Source organism: Methylobacterium sp. ME121 (assembly GCF_000974725.1).
In the GTDB taxonomy this organism is placed as follows: domain Bacteria; phylum Pseudomonadota; class Alphaproteobacteria; order Rhizobiales; family Beijerinckiaceae; genus Methylobacterium; species Methylobacterium radiotolerans.
The window spans coordinates 62,175-79,342 of the sequence record NZ_BBUX01000008.1; the positions used below are offsets into that span (position 1 = coordinate 62,175).

Below are 17,168 nucleotides of genomic sequence, written 5' to 3' on the forward strand. Positions count from 1 at the left end.
TCAGGCGGGCCCGCATTGCATCCTCGCGCCGCTGATCGTCCACAGGGTGACGCCCGCGACACGGGTCGGTTTCCGCTCCGTCGCGAGCGGCGCTCCGGGGTCTTCCGGACCGAGGCTGCCGAGGCGGACGCCGCTGAACCCGTCGTCGCGCGCTCGTGGCGGCACGCGCGGCCGCGGCGCTCGGCCGCGGAGGGGGCGATCACGCAGGGAGTCAGCCCGGTCATGCCCGGGGCCCGGCTCTCGGACAGGCGTCGCCGCCGGATCGACGGCGGTCCGGCCGGAAGGCCCCGACTCCTAGGCTGCCGGTCGCGCCGGCACGTCGGCGACGCGCGACGCCTCCGTGGTCGGGCGGCGCAGCGTCGTCCGGACCGCGGCCTCGATACCCTCCGCCGCCGAGGCCTCCGAGAACAGGCTCAGGTAGCGCGCCCGGGCCGCCCGGCCGAAGTCGCGCCAGCGCGCCGGGTCGGCGACCAGGTCCGCGAGAACGGCGGCGATCGGTTCCGGGCCGCCCGGCGGGACGACCCAGCCGGTCTTCCCGTCCTCTACGACCTCGGGCAGGCCGCCGATCGCCGTGACGAGCGGCGGCACGCCGTAGGACATCGCCTCGATCGCCACGCGGCCGAGGGATTCGGGCCGCTGCGACGGCATCGTGACCACGTCGGCCCAGCGGTAGAGGGCGGCGGGATCGGCCACGAACGGCTCGAGCGTGACCTGCGCGGCGAGCCCCGCCTCGGCGATCCGCCCGACCAGGGCCCGCTCGCGGGCCTCGTCCTCGAAGGCGCTGCCGACGATGCGCAGCGCGATCCGCCGGCGCACGGGCTCGGGCAGGGAGGCCAGCGCCTCCACGAGGACGTCCTGGCCCTTGATCCGGCTGATCCGGCCGAGCATCAGCACGCGGAGCGGGCGGGAGCCGTCGTAGGCGCTGCGGTTCGGCTCGGCGGGACCCGCGATCCCGTTGTAGACGACCCGGGCGGTCGCCCCGCGGGGCAGGGCGTAGGCCCGCTCGGTGGCGCGCGAGTTGAACACCACGCTGGCGCCGCTCCAGCGGATCAGCCCGCGCAGGACTTTCAGAACGGTGCCTTCGGGGATCTCGTGGACGTGGACGATGCTCCGGCCGGGGACCAGCCGGGCGGCCAGCAGGTAGTCGGCCACCACGGTGGTGTTGATGTAGACGAGGTCGCTCGCGCGGATGCGGCGCCACGCACGGATCATCGCGATGGGCAGAGCCATCAGACCCAGGGTTACGAGGCGCGCCAGGTTCTTGCGCCGCAGGATCCAGAGCGGAGCGATCACGATCTCGCTGGCGAAGGGCTCCAGCGCGGCCACGATCGGGCCGCTTCGCGGCAGCACGACGTCGATCCGCGCCTCCGGATGGGCGGCCCGGATCGTGCGGACGGTCTCGATGAAGCAGCGATCCGAGCCGTACAGCTCGAATCCCTGGTGGACACACGTGATCCGAAGCGCCGCCGCGGCGTTGCCGATGGCCCGCAGCGCGGGCGCGGCAGCACGATCGCTGTCGCGCGCCGCTCTCAGTCCGAAGTTATCTACCATAAGATGATTTCTGTATTAAATAAACAACTAGCAGTTGTAGAGGCCGGTCGCCGGAATTGTATCCTTCGGATCTACAATAGGGCCGACACATTGGAAAGGAAGTTTCATGCCTGACCGCGCACCGAAACTACTTATTCTCGGCACGCGCGGTATCCCGGCCGCCCACGGAGGCTTCGAGACTTTCGCGGAACGTCTCGCGCTCTACTTGGTCGAGCGCGGCTGGCAGGTCGGCGTGTACTGCCAGAGGGACGTCGAGACGGTGCGGGACCGCATCGTGCGGAGCGCCTGGAACGGTGTCGAGCTGATCACCGTGGAGATCGGCCTGCGCGGTCCCGTCGCGACGCTCGCCTTCGACGCCATCTGCGCCCACGACGCCGCGACCCGCGGCGGCGTCTGCCTCGTGCTCGGCTACAACGGTGCCGCGTTCCTGCCCTACCTGCGGGCGCGGGGTGGACGGATCCTGACCAACATGGACGGGATCGAGTGGCGCCGTCCGAAATGGTCGCTGCCCGTGCGCGCCTTCTTCTACGTCAGCGAGTGGATCGCCGCGTGGTCCTCGCAGCGGCTGGTGGCCGACCATCCCGTCATCGCCGACCACCTCGCCCGTCGCAGGCCGCGCGGCGCCATCGCGACCATCCCGTACGGCGGCGATCCCCCGGCGGCCGATGTCGGGCCGCCGCCCCTCGGCCTCGCGCCGGACCGCTACCTCGTCTCGATCGCCCGCATCGAGCCGGACAACAACATCCTGACGCTCGTCGAGGCCTTCTCGCGCCGTGCCCGCGGCGTGCGGCTCGTGGTGCTCGGCACGCTGAGGGTCGGCAACCCGTACCATCGCGCCGTGGAGGCGGCCGCCTCGCCGGAGGTGCTGTTCCCCGGCGCCATCTACGAGCCCGAGCAGGTCCAGGCCCTGCGGGTCCACGCGCGGGCCTATCTCCACGGCCACACGGTGGGCGGCACCAACCCGTCGCTGGTCGAGGCGCTCTGGGCAGGCAACGCCGTGGTCGCCCACGACAACCCGTTCAACCGGGGCACGGCCGGGGACGCGCAGTTCTATTTCTCGGATCCGGACAGCTGCGCGGCGGCCATCGAGCGCGTGCTCTCCGACGGGGCCGCGGTCGCGGCGGCCCGCGCGGCGGCGCGGGCGCGCGCCGAGCAGTTCCGCTGGGACGCCGTGCTGGCCTCCTACGAGGACGCGCTGCGCCGTGTCGGCGGCTACCCGCCGGCACCGGACCGCGCGGCGCGCGCCACCGCGGTCGCGCCCGTCGCCGCCCCGGCCGGTCCGAGATGGTAGGCCCCAGCCGGCGGTCGGTGCTCGCCGGCGCCCTCGCGGCGGGCGCGGGCGTCCGACCCGTCCAGGGCAGTCCCGCGCCGATCGCCCTGCGCCGAGGCATCGCCCTCTGGCCCTGGTTCTCGCTGACCACCGAGTACCCGCCGCCGCGGACCGACTACGCGTGGCCGCCCTTCCAGCCCGGCCGGCCAATACCCACCCGCGACGACCTCGCCCGAATCGCCGGGTTCGGCTTCGACTTCGTGCGCCTGCCCCTCGATCCCGGGCCGTTCGTGGCCTTCACCGGGGCCCGGCGCGCCGAACTCCTCGGCACCCTGTCGGAGGCCGTCGACGCGGCCCTGGCGGCCGGGCTGCGCGTCCTGGTCAATGTCCAGGCGAACGCCGCGACCCACCACTACACGCCGGGCGCGTTCTACGACTCGGACCGGGCGCCGCTCTTCGCCGCCTATCGCGACCTCGTCGGAGACCTCGCGCGCCTGTGCGCGCGGAAGGGCACGGACCGCCTGGCCCTGGAGCCGGTGAACGAGCCGCCGCAGGCCTGCGGCGCGCGCGCCTGGAATCGGGTGCAGGACGGGCTCCTGGCGGCGGCGCGCGCGGCCGCGCCGGCGCTCACCCTCGTGGCGACCGGCTCCTGCGGCAGCCTCGTCGCCGGCCTGACGGCCCTGGACCCGGCCGCGCTCGCGCGGTTCGCGCCGCTCCTCTACACGTTCCACTTCTACGAGCCGTACCTGTTCTCCCACCAGGGGGCGACCTGGCTCACCGAGGAGCCGTTCTACCGCTGGCTCACCGCCGTGCCCTGGCCCGGGAGCCGCGGCACGCTGCGCGAGGCGCTCGCGGCGGTGCAAGCGCGCATGGACGCGGACCGCACGGTGCCCCGGGCCGAGAAGGCGCGCGACCGCGCGCTGATCGAGGCGAAGCTGCACGAATATTTCGAGGCCGCGCCCGGCCCGGCCTACATCGCCGACGCGATGGCGCCGGTGGCCACCTGGGCGGACCTCTACGGGATCCCGCGCGGGCAGGTACTGATGGGCGAGTTCGGCGCCCTGCGCACCGACGCCCGCTTCACGGCGTCCCGGGCGCCGGACCGGGCCGCCTACATCCGGGACGTGCGGCTGGCGGCGGAGGCGAACGGGTTCGCGTGGTCGTTCTGGAACCTGTTCGACGGCCTCGGTCTCATGGACGACGCGCACGTCGCCGACCCCGCCCTGATCGCGGCGCTCGGGCTGCGGGCCCGGCCCTGAGGCGGTCTCCGACCGATCCGCGGCTCGGCGCCCTCTCAGCCGCGGCGCGGAAGGGGCGGGAACAGGACGATCAGCATCAGGGCGAACTTGGCGAGCAGGGTCGTCTTGCCGGCGAGGCCCTCGAACGTGTTCACGAGGATCACGAAGGCCAGGATCGGCAGCCAGACGCCGCGCCGGCAATCCCGTGCGATCTCCGCGAGGTAGAGCGCCACCGCGATCACCAGCACCCCCGTGACCAGGATGCCGTGGTAGAGCACGGCCGAGATGATCGAGTTCTCGATGCCCCATTCCAGGCCGTAGATCCGGCGCAGCGTGTTCACCTGCAGGGAGTCGGGCGCGAGCAGGAGCTGCCGGAACGGGATCGCGTCGAACACCGTGAGCATGTCGACCCGGGCCTGCGCGCTGCCGCCGTCCGAGACGAACCGGTCCAGCAGGGTGTCGAAGAACCCGGCCGCGGCCAGGACGGCGACCAGAACCGGCAGCAGGGTGAGGGCGAAGCACGCGCAGGCCGCCGCCGCCAGCGGGACGCGGCCGGTGCGCAGGGTGCGGTTCAGGGCCACCAGCCCGACAGCGCCGCCGAGGATCAGCGTCGTGACGGTGGCCGAGCGGCCCCCGAACGTGACCAGGGCGACGAGCTGGAGCACGATCATGGCGGCGCGCGGCATCGGCGCGAGGCGACCGCCGCCCTTGGCCAGCGCCAGGATGTAGCACGCCGTCATGGTCGCGTTGGCCAGCGGGTGGCCCTGGAGGGCCGCCGACCGCGTGTCGGACTCGAAGGCCACGCCGTCGAACCGGTACGGGAAGAAGCGCTGGCCGCTCGCGAGCTCGAACAGGCCGAGCAGGGCGTTGGCGAGCATCACGAGGTGGAAGATCGTCTCCAGCCGCCCGAGCGTTTCGGCGTCCCGGTCCATCAGGAGGATGGGGACGAGGCCGGCGAGCACGAAGGTGTCGATGGAGCCGGCGAGGCCCGCGCCGCCCCGGGCCGCGATCAGCGCGAGGAGCAGCACGCCGCAGGCGGCCAGGAGCACGCTGGCCGGCCGCCGGTTGAGCGCCCCGGCCACCGGGATCACGGGGTTGCCCGCGCGCATCAGGGTCCAGCCGATCAGGACGACCGCCAGGTAGGTGGCGGGGTGGATCTTCGAGGCGGCCGAGCCGGTGATCCCCTCGTAATTGAGGCCGAGCACCCACAGGAGGCCGCCCGAGACCCCGACGAGGAGCAGGGCCCAGATCGACAGCGCCGCAGACTCCGCCCGCAGGAGGGCGCGCAGCACCGGACCCGTGCGCGCCACCGGATCGTGGCGGCGCGCGAAGCCGGTCTGCCGGAGGGTCCTCATGCCTTGCGCCGCGTCAGGAGCAGGGAGCCGGAGATCGGTCGGCCCAGCGCCTCCGACGTGTCGACGAGGTCGATCAGGTCGCGCTGGCGCGTCGCGCCGTTGCAGGCGACGAGCAGCAGCCGGTCGGCGGCCGCCGCCAGGGGGCCGAGCCGCAGGTTCTCGGTCAGCACGCCGCCGTCGACGAGCACGAGGTCGAAGCGTCCCTTCACGCCCGCGATGAAGCGCTCGACATTGGCGGGCGTCAGGGCGTCGCGCAGGGGCTTCTCGGTGTCGCCGAGCCCGACCCTGCGGGCGCCGGAGGCCGGGTCCGTCCGGGTCACGGCGTTGAGGCTCTGCTCGCCGCGGAGCACGTCGAGGAGGCCGCCGGTGCCGGAGCCGTCGGCCCGCAGGTCGGCGTCGACGCGCAGGACCCGGTCGCCGCGCGCGACGGCCACCGCGGCGAGGAGCGCGATCACCGCCCGGCGCTCCGCCTCGTCGGATTCCCCCGAAGTGACGAGCAGCGCCAGCGCGTGGCCGCTCATGCCGGAGGTCGCGGCCAGGTGGTCGAGGGTGAGGCTCGCGGCGCTCGCGCTCGCGCCCCGCGGCCGCAGCCCGGGCAGCACGGCCACCACGGGGGCGTTCGACAGCCGCTCCAGCTGCCGCGGCGAGAGCACGGTCGGCGCGAGATATTCCCGCGTCAGCGCGAGGCCGGCGCCGAGGCCGAGGCCGCCCGCGAGGGCGGCGGCGACCAGGATCAGCCGCGGCGGCCAGCTCGGATCCTGCGGCGGCCGCGCCGTGGTGATGATCCGGGCGTTCGAGCTGTCGATGCTGGTCTGTTCCTTGATCTCCCGGGCGCGCACGAGGAAGGCGTTGTAGACGGAGCGCGCCGCGTCGACCTCGCGCTCGAGCTCGCGCTGCTGCACCGACGACTGTGCGTTCACCGCCGACTGCCGCTGCAGGCGCTCCAGCTCCGCTGCGAGGGTCCGCTCGTTCGCCTGGGCGCGCTGGGCCTCGGTCTCGGCCGCGCCCGCGATGCGGTTCAGCTCGGCGTCGATCAGCCGGCGGACGTCCTGCATCTGCGCGCGCACGGCGGCGATGAACGGGTGGCGCTCGCCGAGATTGGTGCGCAGGTCGGCCTCCTTGGCGGCGAGCTCCGCGTACTGCCCGCGCAGGCGCTCGATCACCGAGGACTGGACCGCCTCCGGCATCGCTCCGGACCCGATCGCCTGCCCGCGGGCCTCCCGGATCCCCTGCAGACGCGCCTTGGCGTCGGCGGTCCGCGCCCGCGCGGCGACCAGCCGCGCGTTCAGGTCGGTGAGCTGCTGCTCGTTCACGAGCCGGCCGCTCGACGCGATCAGGCCGTTGCGCGCCTTGTAATCCTCGAGCTTCTTGTCGGCGGCGTTGACGGCGCTCCGCAGCTCGTCGAGGCGGCCGCGCAGCTCGCCCGCGGCGCGCTTGGCGGCGTCCGAGCGGGCGTCGGTCTGGTCCGTCAGGTAGGCGTTCGCGATGGCGTTGACGATCCGCGCCGAGAGATCGGGATCCGGCGTGGTGACCACCAAGTCGATGACGAAGACCTTGTCGGCGCGCTTGACCGCGAGGCGCCGCCGCAGCTGGTCCAGCGCCCGGCCGCGGGCGTCGACGGGCCGCTCCGCCTTCGGCCCGGCCACCAGCGCGCGGACCTCGCCGAGGGCCCGCGTCACGACGCCGTCCCGCGGCGCGCCGAAGCCCGGCGTGGTCGCGAGTCCGACCTGATCGACCGCGCGCCCCAGCACGGCGTCCGACTCGATCACCTTCACCTGGCTCTCGACCTGGGCGATGCCGCCGTCCGGCGACAGTCCGGCCGGATTGACGTCGTTCGAGACGACCTGGCGGTCGCGGGGATCGATCAGGATCTGCGCCGTGGCGGTGTAGAGCGAGGGCGTGATCAGCGCGTAGGCCAGGGCGAGGAGGCCGAGCAGCAGCGCCGTCCCGAAGACCAGCCGCTTGCGCCGCCACAGGATCCGCCACAGGTCGCCCAGTTCGGCCGTGGTGTCGGGACGGTTCGGGCCCGGACGCTCGGGATGCGCCGGCTGCACCGGGCCGAGCCACGTCGCGACAGCGATGTTATGGTCGATCTGTGCCACGATCGGTCACCGTCGTCTCAATCCTGGTCGGTCCCTCGCGGGCGCCTTCCCTACTGCAAGAGTCGCGCAGCCTGCTGACAATGTATCGAGGCCGCGATCCGCGCCGCGGCGGCCCGGATGACTGGGAGCGTGGTAAACAACCCCCGCGCGGCGGGCCCGCGCAAACGCGTCCGTCATCGAGGTCGGCGTGTTGCTACAGGATGTCGACACCGCGCGACGCGGACGCGTCGCCGCATCGCGCAGGCCTGCCGAGGGCCCGCGCCGCACCGATCCCGGGGTTCGACGGATCCGGCGAGTCATCGGCGTGGATAACGCTCTCGGGCTGCCCTATTCTCCGATTGGATAAATTGTATTGGCTCGTCCGAGACGCGACAATCGCCCCTAGCTGCGGCCTCAATTCTTGTTCAGGTGCTCTGCCATGGAAGCGATCAGCGTCGAGGACCGGGGTGGCGGCCGGCGCGCCGTCAATGCCCGCCTGCGTCGGATCGCGGCCGCGACCGGCGTCCCGATCGCCGCCTTCTTCGGAGCGCCGGCACCGCGGCCGCTGGCCGAGCTCAGCGAGCTGATCGGCCTGTGGCAGTCGATCGCCGACCCGGAGGGCCGCAGCGAGATCCTGGCGGTGGCCCGGGCGCGGGCCGCCGGGACCGCGGACGAGCCGGGCTGACGGCAAGCCCGCGGATTTTGGTGCGCGCGGCCCTGGCGGGATCGCGCCGGGACCGCTACATGACGTGGGCGGGGCTGCAGAGTTCGTCAGGAGCACTATCCCCGGGGCCTTATCGACTCCCTCGGGAGCTGTCCCTGGCCTCGTCCCTGGACCTGGCCAACACGGCGCCCACCTACGCTGTAGGTTTCCCGGGATCGATCCTCCAACGGCTCACGTGGCTCCGCACCCGACCCCTCCCAGAACCGGCGCCGAGGCTCCCGACGCCGCCCGCAAGGCGGAACTCCGCGCCGCGGCCCTCGCCGCCCGCGACGCCCTCGATCCGGCGGCCCGTCAGGCGGCCTCGACGGCGATCGGGGACGCGCTCCTCGCGCTGCCGGAGCTCGCCCGGGCCAGACTGGTGGGCGCCTTCTGGCCGATCCGCAGCGAGGTCGATCCCCGGCCCGCCGCCGAGGGCCTACGCGCCCGCGGCCAGGCCGTGGCCCTGCCGCACGTCACGCCGGACGGCCTGGTGTTCCGGGAATGGCGCGCCGGCGACGCCCTCGTCGCCGGCCGGTTCGGCCTCAGCGAGCCCGACCCGTCGCTGCCGCCGGTGGAGCCCGACGCGCTGATCGTGCCGCTCGCCGCCTTCGACCGGACCGGGCAGCGCATCGGTTACGGCCGGGGCTACTACGACGGCGCGATCGCGCGCCTGTCCCGGACACGCCCCGTCCTGACCGTCGGCATCGGCTTCGCCGCCCAGGAGGTGGGGCGCGTGCCGGCCGAGCCGCACGACCGCCCCCTCCAGTTCGTGATCACCGAAGACGGCGTGATCCGCTGCGACAGGACCGCCTGACCCATGCGCCTGCTCTTCCTCGGCGACGTCGTCGGGCGTTCGGGCCGCACCGTGGTGTGCGAGCACCTGCCGCGCCTCCGGGAGCGTTGGCGCCTCGACTGCGTGGTGGTCAACGGCGAGAATGCGGCCGGCGGCTTCGGCATCTCCGAGACCATCTGCGACGAGCTGATCCAGGCCGGCGCCGACGCGGTCACCCTCGGCAACCACAGTTTCGACCAGCGCGAGGCGATGGTGTTCATCGCCCGCCAGCCGCGCCTCGTGCGGCCGGCGAACTATCCGCCCGGCACGCCGGGCCGCGGCGCCACGGTGGTGGAGACCCAGGGCGGCGCCCGCGTGCTCGTGGTCAACGTGATGGGCCGCGTCTTCCTCGACGCGATGGATGACCCCTTCGCGGCGGTCGAGCGCGAGCTCACCGCCTGCCCCCTCGGCGCGGCGGCGGACGCGGTCATCGTCGACGTCCACGCCGAGGCGACGAGCGAGAAGCAGGCCTTCGGCCACTATCTCGACGGCCGGGCGAGCCTTGTCGTCGGGACGCACACGCACACGCCCACGGCGGATCACCGGATCCTGCCCGGCGGCACGGCCTACATGTCGGATGCCGGCATGTGCGGCGATTACGATTCGGTGATCGGCATGCAGAAGGACGAGCCGATCCGCCGCATGATCCAGAAGACGCCGGGCTCCCGCTGGGAGGTCGCCGTCGGCGAGGGGACGCTGTGCGGCATCGCGGTGGAGACGGACGCGCGCGGCCTCGCCACGCGGGTCGCGGCCCTCCGGCTGGGACCGAATCTCGAGGAGACAGCGCCGCATTTCTGGGATTAGCGCCCTGTTCGGCCCGGCGGATGCCGGTTCGGCGTAAGTCGGTCGCGCGCAGCTAAGCCTTTTGTGCGCGACTGGTCTCGATCGGCCTGGGCATAGCTCCGCGGTGACCTTCCCGAGACTTGATCGCGTGCGGGCCTACCCCCACAGTGCCTCGAAGGGGCGCCGATGGCCGGCTGCCGCGTGGTGAGATCAGGCTAGAACGATCGATGGCCGCCCGACAAACCGGCGACGACAAGGATGGGCCGCTGGCACAGCCCGGGATCTATCTCGGGCGCATGGTCATCTTCCTGATCCTCGTAGGCTTCCTCGCCTTCATCCTGTTCCGGCAGATCACACCGGCCTTCCTGGCCAATCCCGGGCTCAACGGGCTGATCCTCGGTGTTCTGCTGATCGCCGTCCTGATCGCCTTCGGGCAGGTCGTCCGGCTGTTCCGCGAGACCGCCTACGTCAACGCCGTCGCCAACGGCGCGCAGGTCAAGCGGCCGCCCGCCCTGCTGGCGCCGATGGCGCCGATGATCGCCGCGCGGGCCGGCGGGACGACCCTGCCGGGCACGACCGGCTATCTCGACACGATCGCGGTGCGCCTCGACGAGGGCCGCGAGATCCTGCGCTACATCGCCGGGATCCTGATCCTGCTCGGCCTGCTCGGCACCTTCTGGGGCCTCATCGACACGCTGTCGGCGGTCGGCGGCGTCATCAAGGGCATGCGCGGCGGCGGCGATGCCGGCGTCATGTTCGACGAGCTGAAATCCGGCCTCGCGGTGCCGCTCTCGGGCATCGGTCTGGCGTTCTCGGCCTCGCTGTTCGGCCTCGCCTCGTCGCTGATCACCGGCTTCCTGGAATTGCAGGCGGGCCAGGCTCATGCCCGGTTCCACAACGAACTGCAGGACTGGTTGATGTCCGGCGCGGCTTCCCAGGAGGCGGCGCCGGTCGCGGCGGCGGCCGGTGCCAGGCCGGCCGCCGGGACTCAAGAGCTGAAGGAGGCGGTCGACCGCCTGAGTGCCCTGGTGGCCGAGGGCGGCGGCAGCCGCGCGGCGACGCAGGCGATGACCAACCTCGCCGAGGGCATCCAGGGCCTCGTCCAGCACATGCGCGCCGAGCAGCAGATGATCCGCGACTGGGTGGAGGCGCAGGCGAGCCGCGAGCGCGAGCTGAAGCAGGTGCTCGACCGGCTGGGCCGGGAGCGCGTCTAGTGGCCTCCACGGCGACCCGGACCCGGCGGACGCTCAACGTCTGGCCCGGCTACGTCGACGCGCTGGCGACGCTGCTCCTCTCGGTGGTCTTCCTGCTCACGGTCTTCGTGGTCGGGCAGTTCTTCCTGTCGCAGGAGCTGACCGGCCGAGACGAGACCCTGGCCAAGCTCAACCGCCAGATCGCCGACCTCACCGACCTCCTGGCCCTGGAGCGGACGAACCGCCGCAACCAGGAGGACGAGGTGCGCAACCTCCGCACGACACTCGCCGGCGTCGAGGCCGAGCGCGACCGGGCCAAGGTGCAGGCCGAGGCCGCGACGGTCAGCCAGGGCGCGGCGGGCACCCTCGACAAGCAGCTGGAGACGGAGCGCGGCGCGACACGGCGGGCGCAGTCCCAGATCGACCTGCTCAACGAGCAGATCAGCGCCATGCGCCGGCAGCTCGCAGCCCTGGAGGACGCCCTCGCGGCCTCCGAGAGCCGCGACAGGGAATCCCAGGCCCGGATCGCCGAGCTGGGCAGCCGGCTGAACGTCGCCCTCGCGCAGAAGGTTCAGGAACTGGCCCGATACCGGTCCGACTTCTTCGGCCGCCTGCGCCAGATCCTCGGCAACCGGCCCGACATCCGCGTGGTCGGCGACCGCTTCGTGCTGCAATCCGAGGTGCTGTTCCCGGCCGGCTCCGCGACCCTCAAGCCCGAGGCCGGGCCGGAACTGGACCGCATCGCCGGCGCGGTCTCGGAACTCGCCAAGCAGATCCCGGCGGATCTGCCCTGGGTGCTCCGCGTCGACGGTCATACCGACGCGCGCCCGATCAGCACGTCTCAGTTCCCGTCGAACTGGTCGCTCTCGGCGGCGCGCGCCATCGCGGTGGTGCAGTTCCTCGCCGGCAAGGGGATCCCGCCGCAGCACCTCCTGGCGGGCGCCTTCGGCGAGTTCCAGCCCCTCGAAGCCGGCGCGACCGAGGAGGCCTACGCCCGCAACCGCCGGATCGAGATGAAGCTGACCGAGCGCTAGGGCTGTCGGGCCGTCGCGGCGCGCGGGGGGGGGCGTGCCGGAGCGCGTGACGTCCTTGGACCGGACCTGCGATCATTTCGCTGCGCTCGCTGGCGTTGTCGCGCCGGTGAAGACAGCATCCGCATGTGTTTCGGCGGCTTCGGCTGTCCGCGTCCGGCAGGAATAGGCCGCAATGCGTGAGGGGCCTGCCGCTTTCTCTCGGCGGCGGTCCTGTTCTGCTGGATTAACCCATCGTTATCCTTGACGCCTCATGGTGCGGCCGATCCAGGGAGACCGTATCGATGTCGAAGCCCAACCTGTCCCTGAACCCGGTTCGGTCCGGAGCGGACCGTGAGCCCCGGGACGAGGCCGGCGCCATCGCCGCGGCCGTGCGGGTCTTCGAGGACGGGCTGGCGGGTCTGCGCGCGGGTGCCCTGATCGCGGACGATGCGGCTTCGGCCGCGGCGGCGGCCGACGCGGCGACCGGCCTCCTCGCAGGCATCGCCGGTCAGACCAGCCTGATGGCGCTGCGGGCCGCGATCGAGGCGGCCCGCGATGGCGGGGAGGGGCGGGGCTTCGCGGCCGCGGCCGCCGAGGTCAGAGACCTGGCCGGGCAGATGGCGCGGGCGACCGACACGATCGTGGCGCAGGTCGGCCAGATCCAGGCCGCGGCGGAGCGGGCGCAGGACACCGGCCTCCGGGGGCCGCGCCAGCTGGCGCCCGCGTCCGCGCACTGATCCGCGCACGGCGCGGTAAGTCAGCGCCGGCGATCCGTCGCGCGGCCGGACGCCGCCGCGGGCCGCTCCCGGAGCGGTCCGGCTACTCGGCGACCGGAAGACGCTCGCCCCGGCTGCGGGGCTCCTTGCCCCGCGCCGTCTCGTCCAGCGCATCGGTGAACTGCAGGTTGGCGAGCTGGGCGTAGAGCGCGCCCTGCGCCAGCAGGCTCTCGTGGGTTCCGGTCTCGACGATGCGGCCGTCGTCGAGGACCAGGATGCGGTCCGCGGCGCGGATGGTGGCGAGCCGGTGGGCGATCACCAGGGTGGTGCGGCCCTGCATCAGCGTGGCGAGGGCGGCCTGGACGGCGCGCTCGGACTCGGCGTCCAGGGCCGAGGTGGCCTCGTCGAGGAGCAGGATCGGCGCGTCCTTGAGGATCGCCCGGGCGATGGCGATGCGCTGCCGCTGGCCGCCCGAGAGGGTCACGCCGCGCTCGCCCACCTGGGTCGCGTAGCCCTGCGGCAGGGCCGAGACGAACCCGTGCGCGTTGGCGAGCTCGGCCGCGCGCCGGACCTCCGCCTCCCCGGCCTCCGGGCGGCCGTAGCGGATGTTCTCGGTGACGGTCCCGGAGAACACGACGGGATCCTGGGGCACCAGGGCGATGCGGGCGCGCAGGCGCTCCGGATCGACCTGGGCGATATCGGCGCCGTCGACCAGGATCCGGCCGCCCTGCGGGTCGTAGAAGCGCAGCAGCAGCTGGAACACCGTCGACTTGCCGGCCCCGGAGGGCCCCACGATGGCGATGCGCTCGCCGGGCGCGGCCGCGAAGCTCAGCCCGCCGAGGGCGGCGTGTTCCGGGCGGGTCGGGTAGGCGAAGCGCACGTCCTCGAAGGCCACCGCGCCCCGGGCCGGCTCGGGCAGCGGCAGGGCCGGGGACGGCGCGCGGATCGCGGGCTCCGCGGCCAGGATCTCGGTGAGCCGCTCGGCCGCGCCGGCCGACATGGCGAGGTCGCCGTAGACTTCGGAGAGCTGGCCGAGGGCGCCGGCGCCGAACACGGCGTAGAGCACGAACTGCGAGAGCTCGCCGCCCGTCATCGTGTGGTTCAGGACGCCCTGGGCGCCGTACCACATCACCCCGACCACCGAGGCCGAGATCAGGAAGATCGCGACGCCGGTGAGCAGCGCGCGGGCCCGGACCGAGGCGCGGGCGGCGCCGTAGGCCTCCTCGGAGGCCGCGGCGAACCGGGCCGCCGTCGAGTCGGAGCGGCCGAAGGCCTGCATCGTCCGCACCGCCCCGACCGCCTCGGCGGCGTAGGCCGAGGCCTCGGCGAGCCGGTCCTGGGCTGCCCGGGAGCGCCGACGCACGCCGCGGCCCGACACGATCAGCGGGAAGACGATGATCGGGATGGCGGCCAGCACCATCACCGACAGGCGCGGGCTCGTCACCACCATCATGGCGGTGGCGCCCACGAACAGGAACAGGTTGCGCAGCAGGATCGAGACCGAGACGCCGAAGGCCGACTTGATCTGCGTCGCGTCCGCGGTGAGCCGCGAGACGATCTCGCCGGACTGCGCCCGGTCGAAGAACGCCGGATCGAGCTGGGTCAGCCGGGCGAAGACCGCGCTGCGGAGGTCCGCGACCACCCGCTCGCCCAGCGTCACCACCGTGTAGACCCGGGCCGCGCTCGACAGCGCGAAGGCCGCGACGACGCCGAGCAGGGCGAGGAAGTAGGCGTCGATCACGTTCGAGCCGTCGGCGGTGAAGCCGTGGTCGATGACCCGGCGCATGGCGATCGGGACGACGAGCGTCGAGGCCGACGCGCAGATGAGGGCGACGAGTCCCGCCGCGATCCGCGCGCGGTAGCGCAGCGCGAAGGGGAGGAGCGGCCGGAGGGCGCTCAGCGGGGCTCTGGGTCGGCCGGCCGCGGCCGCCTTGGTCTTACGGGCCATCACGCCTCACGTGTTCTTCTTTCTCCCGGTCCGCGGCGCTTGTGACCGGGGAGCGGCTGCGGTATAGGCCGCCGCTCATCCGATTGCGTGTGTTCAATGGCCGCGGGCCGCCACCACGGTCGGCTTGGACGTGCCGTTGCCACGAACCCATGGTTCGGTGCAACCGGTGACATCTTCCGCATTCCGGGCCGGGCGGCGCCTCCTGCGCTTCCCGCCGGCGTGCCAGACAGGGACCAAGGTCATGGCGAAGGACGCGGCCGCGAAGGCCAAGGGGACCGAGCACCCCGATTACCACTTCATCAAGGTCGTGATGACGGACGGTACCGAGTACCAGACCCGTTCGACCTACGGGAAGGAGGGCGACACCCTCAATCTCGACATCGATCCGCTGACCCATCCGGCCTGGACCGGTGGCGAGCAGAAGATGCTCGACCGCGGCGGTCGCGTGTCGCGCTTCAATTCGCGGTTCGGCAACCTCGGCAAGCGCTGAGCGCCGCAGCCCACACGGTGACGCTGTTCGAGACGGGCGGTCCCTGGCGGGGCCGCCCGTTTTCGTGCGCGGCGTCGCGCGGTCGCGGCGGCGCGCGTTATCCACAGGACGGGTTTGCAAAGATCGCGCGGACCGCGCGGCGAACCGCGCGTCCGGGCGCGCCGGCGGAAACGCTTCTTCTCGTGCGGGCCGCGCTCGCGGCCCGCGTGGCCGGAATCGGCCGCTGCCGGTTCGTTCAAAGCGCGGCCGGGCCGTCGTATCCTTCTCCGGTCACCCGCGGTTCGCCCGGGCTCCGCGCCGGAGCCGCGGCGGTCACGCGGGCGCCCCTGCCTGTCCGGGCCCGATCGTCTCCGGACGCACTGCTAGGATCGAGACACGATGAGACGTCTGCTGCTGCTGTTCCTCGCCCTGGCCGCTCTGGCCGCCGCGCCGGCCCTGGCCGCGGACAAGATCAAGGTCGGCATCATGGGCGGGGATGCCGAAGTCCTCTGGGCGAGGGCCAAGGAGATCGCGGCCCGCGACGGGCTCGACATCAACCTGGTGGTGTTCTCCGACTACCTGCTGCCGAACGAGGCGCTCCAGGCCGGTGACCTCGACGCCAACGCCTTCCAGCACAAGCCGTTTCTCGCCAACCAGATCAAGGCCCGGGGCTACAAGATCGTCCCGGTCGGCGAGACGATCGTGACGCCGATCGGCCTGTACTCCAAGCGGGTCAAGGCTGTCGCGGATCTGAAGGACGGGGCGCTGATCGGCATCCCGAACGACCCGTCGAACGGCGGTCGGGCGCTCCTGCTTCTGCAGGCCGAGAAGCTGATCCGCCTGAAGGACGGCGTCGGCCTGCTGCCGACGGTCTTCGACGTCGTCGACAATCCCAAGCGCCTGAAGTTCCAGGAGGTCGACGCCGCGCAGCTGCCCCGCAGCCTCGAGGATCTCGACGCCGCGGTGATCAACACCAACTACGCCGTCGATGCCGGCCTGATCCCGGGCAAGGACTCCATCGCGATCGAGTCCAAGGTCGACAACCCCTACAACAACGTCATCGTCGTCCGCGAGGCGGACACGCAGAAGCCCTGGGTGCCGAAGCTGGTCCGCGCGTTCCAGAACGACGCGATCCGCCAGATCCTGAAGGAGCAGTTCCCGGGTCAGTTCCCGGCATTCTGACCGTCGGGGCCGGAGCGCCGGCCCTGCGCGGCGGCGCTCCCCGGAGCGTCGCTCGGCTTTCGCTCAGCCCTCGCTCATCCGGAACGCCATCCGCAGCAGTCCCTGCTGCGCGGCGACGGGGCTCTCCACGGGCTGCGGCGTCGGCCGGTCCTCGGCGATCAGCGCGTCGAGGTGCAGGATACGGCTGTGCAGGCGCCGGGCCCGGACGATCAGCTGCTGCAGACGCATCGGCAGCAGGTTGAAATCCTGCTGCTTCGGCGGCTCGGCGGTGCCGAGCTTGACCCGGTGCTTCTCCTGCAGGGCCTCGGCCGGAGTCATCTCGCCCTCGGCGACGGCGCGCTGGACCAGGAGCCACGAGGCGATCTGCATCAGCAGCGTGGTCAGGCGCATGCTCTCGGCCGCGTAGCTGAGCGTCGCGTCCCGGGAGACGAGGCGCGACTCGTCGCGGCCCTCGCCGTCGAGATAGGCGGCCGTCTCCTCGACCAGGGTCATCCCGTCGCGGAACAGCGCCTTGAAGGCTTCCGAGTTGACGTAGGACCTGCCGAAATCGACCCAGTCCTGATCGTCCCGGAACGTGACATCGAAGCCGTTCATCTGCCTCTCCTGTGCCGTCCGACGGCCCGGCTCGTTCCGATCCGGGACGCTCCGTCCGTGGCTTTCGGACGACGCCGCAATCTTAGCGCCGATCGGCCCGGACAGCAGGGTTCATGTTTTTTTAACCTTAACGCGCCGTCCGGTGCCGGGAGAAGAGCCCCGAACCGTCCGACGCGCGCTCGGAACGAGGCGCGGATACCGTCGAAGACGCTGCGGCCGCCCGGGATCGAGCGCGGCCAG

15 protein-coding genes and 1 other RNA gene are annotated in these 17,168 nt (G+C 72.7%); 10 read left to right on the top strand and 6 right to left on the bottom strand.

Annotated elements, in window-relative coordinates:
* Positions 1-294: 294 nt before the first annotated feature.
* Complete coding sequence (locus tag ME121_RS08340; protein WP_059408661.1) at positions 295-1,551, bottom strand: glycosyltransferase family 4 protein; 1,257 nt, start codon at positions 1,549-1,551, stop codon at positions 295-297.
* 106 nt (positions 1,552-1,657) lie between these two features.
* Between ME121_RS08340 and ME121_RS08345 the strand changes: the two genes are divergently transcribed.
* Both ME121_RS08345 and ME121_RS08350 read left to right on the top strand, forming a co-directional pair.
* Positions 1,658-2,842 (top strand): DUF1972 domain-containing protein, encoded by a 1,185-nt coding sequence (locus ME121_RS08345; protein ID WP_059408662.1) that lies wholly within the window; start codon positions 1,658-1,660, stop codon positions 2,840-2,842.
* Positions 2,836-4,080, top strand: a complete 1,245-nt coding sequence (locus tag ME121_RS08350) for a glycoside hydrolase family 5 protein (protein WP_059408663.1) — start codon at positions 2,836-2,838, stop codon at positions 4,078-4,080. Before ME121_RS08345 ends, ME121_RS08350 begins: the two co-directional genes overlap by 7 nt.
* A gap of 35 nt (positions 4,081-4,115) precedes the next feature.
* Here ME121_RS08350 and ME121_RS08355 read toward each other — a convergent pair whose 3' ends face one another.
* Both ME121_RS08355 and ME121_RS08360 read right to left on the bottom strand, forming a co-directional pair.
* Positions 4,116-5,414 carry a VpsF family polysaccharide biosynthesis protein gene (locus ME121_RS08355; RefSeq protein WP_059408664.1) on the bottom strand — a complete coding sequence of 433 codons (1,299 nt, stop codon included), beginning with the start codon at positions 5,412-5,414 and terminating at the stop codon, positions 4,116-4,118.
* The gene (locus ME121_RS08360) at positions 5,411-7,516 is read right to left on the bottom strand and encodes a GumC family protein (protein ID WP_059408665.1); all 2,106 of its coding nucleotides are present in this window, start codon (positions 7,514-7,516) and stop codon (positions 5,411-5,413) included. Before ME121_RS08360 ends, ME121_RS08355 begins: the two co-directional genes overlap by 4 nt.
* Before the next feature lie 418 nt (positions 7,517-7,934).
* Between ME121_RS08360 and ME121_RS08365 the strand changes: the two genes are divergently transcribed.
* The 4 genes from ME121_RS08365 to ME121_RS08380 all read left to right on the top strand — a co-directional run bounded on the left by ME121_RS08365 (position 7,935) and on the right by ME121_RS08380 (position 9,834).
* A complete protein-coding gene (locus tag ME121_RS08365) occupies positions 7,935-8,180 on the top strand; it encodes a hypothetical protein (RefSeq protein ID WP_024828128.1) in 246 nt (81 codons plus the stop codon).
* Positions 8,181-8,248: 68 nt separating this feature from the next.
* A non-coding RNA gene (gene ssrS, locus ME121_RS08370) (6S RNA) lies at positions 8,249-8,405 on the top strand.
* Positions 8,395-9,012: a 5-formyltetrahydrofolate cyclo-ligase gene (locus tag ME121_RS08375; protein WP_012322253.1), complete on the top strand. Its 618-nt coding sequence runs from the start codon at positions 8,395-8,397 to the stop codon at positions 9,010-9,012. Before ssrS ends, ME121_RS08375 begins: the two co-directional genes overlap by 11 nt.
* Positions 9,013-9,015: 3 nt before the next feature.
* Positions 9,016-9,834, top strand: a complete 819-nt coding sequence (locus ME121_RS08380) for a TIGR00282 family metallophosphoesterase (RefSeq protein WP_012322254.1) — start codon at positions 9,016-9,018, stop codon at positions 9,832-9,834.
* A gap of 194 nt (positions 9,835-10,028) precedes the next feature.
* Here the strand turns inward: ME121_RS08380 and ME121_RS33455 are convergent, their stop codons facing one another.
* Positions 10,029-10,922, bottom strand: coding sequence for a hypothetical protein (locus tag ME121_RS33455; protein ID WP_368731350.1), 894 nt, complete (start codon positions 10,920-10,922; stop codon positions 10,029-10,031).
* A 104-nt stretch (positions 10,923-11,026) separates the two neighbouring features.
* Between ME121_RS33455 and ME121_RS08390 the strand changes: the two genes are divergently transcribed.
* On the top strand, positions 11,027-12,040 hold the full coding sequence (locus tag ME121_RS08390) for a peptidoglycan -binding protein (RefSeq protein WP_024828124.1): 1,014 nt from the start codon (positions 11,027-11,029) through the stop codon (positions 12,038-12,040).
* A gap of 281 nt (positions 12,041-12,321) precedes the next feature.
* Entirely contained in the window at positions 12,322-12,756 is a 435-nt protein-coding gene (locus ME121_RS08395) for a methyl-accepting chemotaxis protein (RefSeq protein WP_053621200.1), read from the top strand.
* An 82-nt stretch (positions 12,757-12,838) separates the two neighbouring features.
* Here the strand turns inward: ME121_RS08395 and ME121_RS08400 are convergent, their stop codons facing one another.
* A complete protein-coding gene (locus ME121_RS08400) occupies positions 12,839-14,683 on the bottom strand; it encodes an ABC transporter transmembrane domain-containing protein (protein WP_012322258.1) in 1,845 nt (614 codons plus the stop codon).
* Positions 14,684-14,924: 241 nt separating this feature from the next.
* Between ME121_RS08400 and rpmE the strand changes: the two genes are divergently transcribed.
* Positions 14,925-15,173, top strand: coding sequence for a 50S ribosomal protein L31 (gene rpmE / locus ME121_RS08405; protein ID WP_012322259.1), 249 nt, complete (start codon positions 14,925-14,927; stop codon positions 15,171-15,173).
* Between the two features lie 378 nt (positions 15,174-15,551).
* Complete coding sequence (locus ME121_RS08410) at positions 15,552-16,334, top strand: MetQ/NlpA family ABC transporter substrate-binding protein (protein WP_043075029.1); 783 nt, start codon at positions 15,552-15,554, stop codon at positions 16,332-16,334.
* A gap of 63 nt (positions 16,335-16,397) precedes the next feature.
* Here ME121_RS08410 and rcdA read toward each other — a convergent pair whose 3' ends face one another.
* Positions 16,398-16,928: a protease adaptor protein RcdA gene (gene rcdA / locus ME121_RS08415; protein WP_012322261.1), complete on the bottom strand. Its 531-nt coding sequence runs from the start codon at positions 16,926-16,928 to the stop codon at positions 16,398-16,400.
* Positions 16,929-17,168: the final 240 nt, after the last annotated feature.